Here is a 4,425-nt window from a genome sequence, read left to right on the forward strand (position 1 = left end):
CAGCATGATACGGGTGTATCACAGCATGATACGGGTGTACCACGAGAGGAAGGCAGCGTCATGAACGTGCGGGTCGATCAGGAGGAACGCAGACGACAGATCGCCGAGGCGCTGCTGCGCATCGCCGACACCCAGGGTCTGCAGTCGGCCAGCATGCGGGCGGTCGCCGCCGAAGCCGGCGTCTCCCTGCGGCTGGTGCAGTACTACTTCGCGAGCAAGGAAGGGCTGCTGCTGGACGCGCTGGCCAGGCTTGGCGCCCAACTCCAGGCCCGCATGGAGAAGTGGATCAGCGCGGCGGGCTCCCCGCCCACGCCGCGCGGCACCGTGACCGCGGTCCTCTCGTGCATCCTGCCGACCGATCCGGAGAGCCGCCGGATCACCAGGACCTACGCCGCCTACTACACGCTGGTACTCAGCGATCCCGAAGTGCTGGAGAAGCACGGAACGGCCCAGCCCGACCTCCTCGAGGGCTTCCTCACCAAGCAGATCCGCGCCGCCCAGCAGGCCGGGGAGGTCGACCCCGGCAAGAACCCCGAGCTGACGGCCGCCGGAATGCTGGCCATGGTCAACGGCCTCGGCTCGAGCGTGCTCGGCGGCCAACGCACCGGCGACGCCGCGCTGGCGATCCTCACCCATCACCTGGACGAGCTGTTCCGGTCGCCCTGAGAGACGGCGAGGTCCCGTTCCGGGTCCCGCATGACGCCGCACCCCTGAGCCACGACGCGGTGCAGCAGTAGGCTGGCAGGCCGAAGGCGATCATGGGCGAAGACGGGGTCGGCGATGCAGCAGCGAGTCGCGGTGGTGTCGGGTGGCGGGACGGGAATCGGGAAGGCGATCGCGGGTGAGCTCGCCGCGGCCGGGAACCGGGTGGTCATTCTCGGCAGGCGCATCGACGTACTGGAACGGGCCCGAGCCGAGATCGACCGCACCGTGGGAGCTCCCCGTGTCATACCGATCGCGGCCGATCTGACCGTACCGGCCCAAGTGGCCGAGGCTGCACGCGCGATCGCGGAGATCGGCCCGGTCGACGCCCTGGTCAACAACGCGGGAGCGGTGATCACCGCGCCCACCGACGGGAGCCTCGACGCACTGGCCGACGCCTGGCGCCGGGACCTGGACACCAACCTGCTGACCGCCGTCCTCCTCACTACCGCGCTGCTCGACCACCTGCGCCGCCCAGGCGGACGGCTGGTCGTGATCAGCTCGGCCGCCGCCCAACGCGGAGGTGCCGGCCCGCACTCGGCCGGCTCTTACGCGGCTGCCAAGGCCGCGCTGCACGGCTGGGCGTTCGGGCTGGCCCGACAGCTGGGGCCGGACGGCATCACCGTCAACGTGCTGGCCCCCGGCTACGTGTCGGACACCGAGATCTTCGGCGCGGACTGGACCCCGGAGTTCCACGCCGGCAAGATCGCCGACACCCTGGTCGGCCGGGCCGGCACCCCCGAGGACGTCGCCACCGCCGTCGGCTACCTGACCTCCCCCGCCGCCGGCTACCTCACGGGCCAGGTGATCGGCCTCAACGGCGGCGCGGTACTGGGCCGGTAGCGGGCTGAGGGTGGAGGTCTTGGCCCGCCTTCACTCGTGTGGTTGGAGATTCCTCGTTTCCACCCGCAAACGATCCCGACCGCGCCTATCCTCACCAGCGCAGGGATCCTGACGACCTGACGGTTCGTCCTGCGATCCGGCGGACAGCGCGCCAGGAAGGGGACCACGATGGCCGGTCGGAAGAACGAGCTGGACCCAACCGCGTCACCCGGCTGCCTCTTCGGCGGCATGCTCCGGATGTACCGGGAGCTGCGGCAGCTCTCCCAACCCCAACTGGCGGCGCAAGTGCCCTGCGACGACAGTCTGATCAGCAGGATCGAGAGCGGGACCCGTCCCCCGAAGGACGGGCTCGCCGCGCGCTGCGACGAGATCCTCGACACGGGAGGCGCGCTCGCGTTCCTCATGCCGTATGTGCGGAAGCGCTTGGAGGTCACCTTCACCGAGGGCTTCCTGGAGTATCTCGAAGAGGAGGCTACGGCTACCGAGCTGAAGATCTTCCACATCGCGTACATCCCGGGCCTGCTTCAGACCCCGGCCTGCGCCCGCGCGCTGCTGACGGCGGGTGGCGTCCAGCGCGATGATGACCTGGACACCGTCGAGCAGCGGCTGGCGGTACGGATTGACCGCCAGCAGATCATCACCTCGGACGCACCGCCGTTCGTCTTCGTCGTGATCGACGAGAGCGCGCTGCGTCGGCCGGTCGGCGGGCGCCAGGTGATGCGCGAGCTGTGCGACCACCTGCTGGCGACGGCCGCGCGACCGAATGTCGCGCTGCAGGTCGCACCGATGTCGCTCGGCGAGCGCGCGCCCCTGACCGCGCCGTTGACCCTACTCACCCTCCCTGACGGTGCAGTCGCCGCGTACACCGAGTCGCTGCGGCGCGGGTCGCTGAGCCGCGATCCGGCCGTCGTCGAGAGCTGCCAGCGCGGGTACGCTCTGCTGCAGATCGCAGCCCTCTCGCAGGATGCGTCGGCAGATCTGATCCGCAACATCAGGCAGGAGCTGTACTCATGAGCGAGCTGACCACCGCGCACTGGCGGAAGTCGTCCTACAGCGGCAACGACGGAGGCGACTGCATCGAGGTGGCCGACGGCCAGTTCGACGGGCTCACCCCCGTACGCGACTCCAAGGACCCGCACGGCCCCGCCCTCATCTTCACCGCCCACGCCTTCGCCGCATTCCTCGCAGACCTCCGAAGCGGCGGGCTCGGCGTTTCCTGACTGAGCGACAACCGGCTCGGTGGAAGGTCGGGAAGGTGGCTCAGGCCCGGTTCGTCCCGGCCCGGCTCGGTGGCCAGGTCGGCGAAGACGGCCCGGCCCAGCGCCTCGGGCATCCACAGGACCTGCCAGTGGTGCCCGGTCGGCCAGGCCGATCGGGCGGTCGGGCTGCTGAGCGGGCACGCCGATCACCGTCCTTCTCATCAAGGGAGACGGCTCGGGCACCTGGGGCCGAGCCGCCACACCAGTTCAGCGCCAGAGCCTCATTGAGTCGAGGTCAGATCTGAGGACATGTCAGCGGCCATTTGTCACCCGGCGGTACGGTGCCATCGCTCAACGTGCTCAGGCTCGCTACCGTCTCTGTCGGACTCGGAGGTGCCGCATGGGTGAACCCACGCCAGGCAACGCGCTGTTCGTCGCCGAGCGGATCCGGCGCGGCTGGCACACCCAGGAGGCTTTCGCCGCCGCCTACCGGGACCACGCCCTGGCGATCGGCGAAGCCGCGGACATCTCGGTGCGCCAGGTACGGCGCTGGGAGTCTGACCGCCCCGGCTGGCCCTGTCGAGACGCGAGACGTGTGAGGATGACGTGAACCGCCGCAGCCTCCTCCTGCTCAGCGCCGGCGCGCTCGCCAGCACGGCCCTGGCGCCCGGCGGCCGCATCACCCCGGCCCACGTCCGCAGCCTCCACGACGCCGAGCAGACCCTGTACAACGCCGACCTGCGCAACGGATCGGCCCACCTGCGCAGCCAAGCCGCCCACGCCCTGAACGCCGCGCACACCTGGCCGCAGACCAGCGCCTACTCCGAGGAGACCGGCCGTCAGCTCCACCTCGCCACCGGGCAGCTGAGCGTGGCGGCCGGATGGCTCGCTCACGACTCCGGCCTGCCGGGCAAGGCCCGATCCCTCTACACCGAGGCTCTGGCCAACGCCCGCATGGCCCTGCTCGCCCACGCCACCGACGGATGACCATCACCGAGGAGAAGAACGTGACCGAGCAGCCGACCCGCCCGGAGACCACCACCCTGCGCCGCTACGGCCCGGGCGACGTCCCTGCTCTCCTCGACACGCTCACCGAGGTCTGGGTCGACGCCCACCAGGGCGACCGAGAGACCGCCGACGCCGGATTCGACGCCGACGGCCTGCGCCAGCAGATCGCCGGCCACGCGGCCAAACGCGACGGCTTCACCCTCATAGCCGCCTACCGTGACGGCGAACTGGCGGGGTTCGGGTACGCGTTCCCCGCCACCCCGTCCTACTGGTACGGCGAGCGGTTACTCCCCTCCATCCCCGAACCCGCCCGCACCACCACCAGGTTGATCGGATTGTGCGAGCTTGCGGTGCGCCCCGGTTGGCAGGGGCAGGGGATCGGCACCGCACTCCACACCGAACTCCTGCGGGTCCTCGACCCTGCCTGGTCGTCCCTGCTGGTCATGCCTGGCAACCAGTCCGCGCGCCGCCTCTACGACCGCCTCGGCTACACCTACGCCGGTCCCTACCAGGCCGGCACCGACGGACCGGTCCTAGACCTGCTGCTCTGTGCTGTCGACGACTGACCCCAAGAGGCAAGCCAGCCGCCGCGAGTAGGGTCACCGCCTCGCCCTCCTACCCAACCCGGGTGGGGGCGGTGCGCAACGGCGCCGCCCCCACCCGCCGTCCGCCG

General features: G+C 70.6%; 7 protein-coding genes. All 7 read left to right on the top strand.

The window, feature by feature from the left end; all coding sequences use genetic code 11:
- Positions 1-60 precede the first annotated feature (60 nt).
- The 7 genes from OG403_RS07495 to OG403_RS07525 all read left to right on the top strand — a co-directional run bounded on the left by OG403_RS07495 (position 61) and on the right by OG403_RS07525 (position 4,318).
- The gene (locus OG403_RS07495; protein ID WP_442910878.1) at positions 61-666 is read left to right on the top strand and encodes a TetR/AcrR family transcriptional regulator; all 606 of its coding nucleotides are present in this window, start codon (positions 61-63) and stop codon (positions 664-666) included.
- Positions 667-780: 114 nt separating this feature from the next.
- A complete protein-coding gene (locus tag OG403_RS07500; RefSeq protein WP_329562477.1) occupies positions 781-1,545 on the top strand; it encodes an SDR family NAD(P)-dependent oxidoreductase in 765 nt (254 codons plus the stop codon).
- 168 nt (positions 1,546-1,713) lie between these two features.
- On the top strand, positions 1,714-2,559 hold the full coding sequence (locus tag OG403_RS07505) for a helix-turn-helix domain-containing protein (RefSeq protein ID WP_329562478.1): 846 nt from the start codon (positions 1,714-1,716) through the stop codon (positions 2,557-2,559).
- The gene (locus OG403_RS07510; protein WP_329562480.1) at positions 2,556-2,765 is read left to right on the top strand and encodes a DUF397 domain-containing protein; all 210 of its coding nucleotides are present in this window, start codon (positions 2,556-2,558) and stop codon (positions 2,763-2,765) included. The genes OG403_RS07505 and OG403_RS07510 overlap by 4 nt, the downstream gene beginning before the upstream one ends.
- Positions 2,766-3,144: 379 nt before the next feature.
- On the top strand, positions 3,145-3,354 hold the full coding sequence (locus tag OG403_RS07515; RefSeq protein WP_329562481.1) for a hypothetical protein: 210 nt from the start codon (positions 3,145-3,147) through the stop codon (positions 3,352-3,354).
- Positions 3,351-3,731, top strand: a complete 381-nt coding sequence (locus OG403_RS07520; RefSeq protein ID WP_329562483.1) for a hypothetical protein — start codon at positions 3,351-3,353, stop codon at positions 3,729-3,731. Before OG403_RS07515 ends, OG403_RS07520 begins: the two co-directional genes overlap by 4 nt.
- Entirely contained in the window at positions 3,728-4,318 is a 591-nt protein-coding gene (locus OG403_RS07525) for a GNAT family N-acetyltransferase (RefSeq protein WP_329562485.1), read from the top strand. Before OG403_RS07520 ends, OG403_RS07525 begins: the two co-directional genes overlap by 4 nt.
- Positions 4,319-4,425 lie beyond the last annotated feature (107 nt).

The organism is Kitasatospora sp. NBC_01266 (genome assembly GCF_036242395.1).
Lineage (GTDB): Bacteria > Actinomycetota > Actinomycetes > Streptomycetales > Streptomycetaceae > Kitasatospora.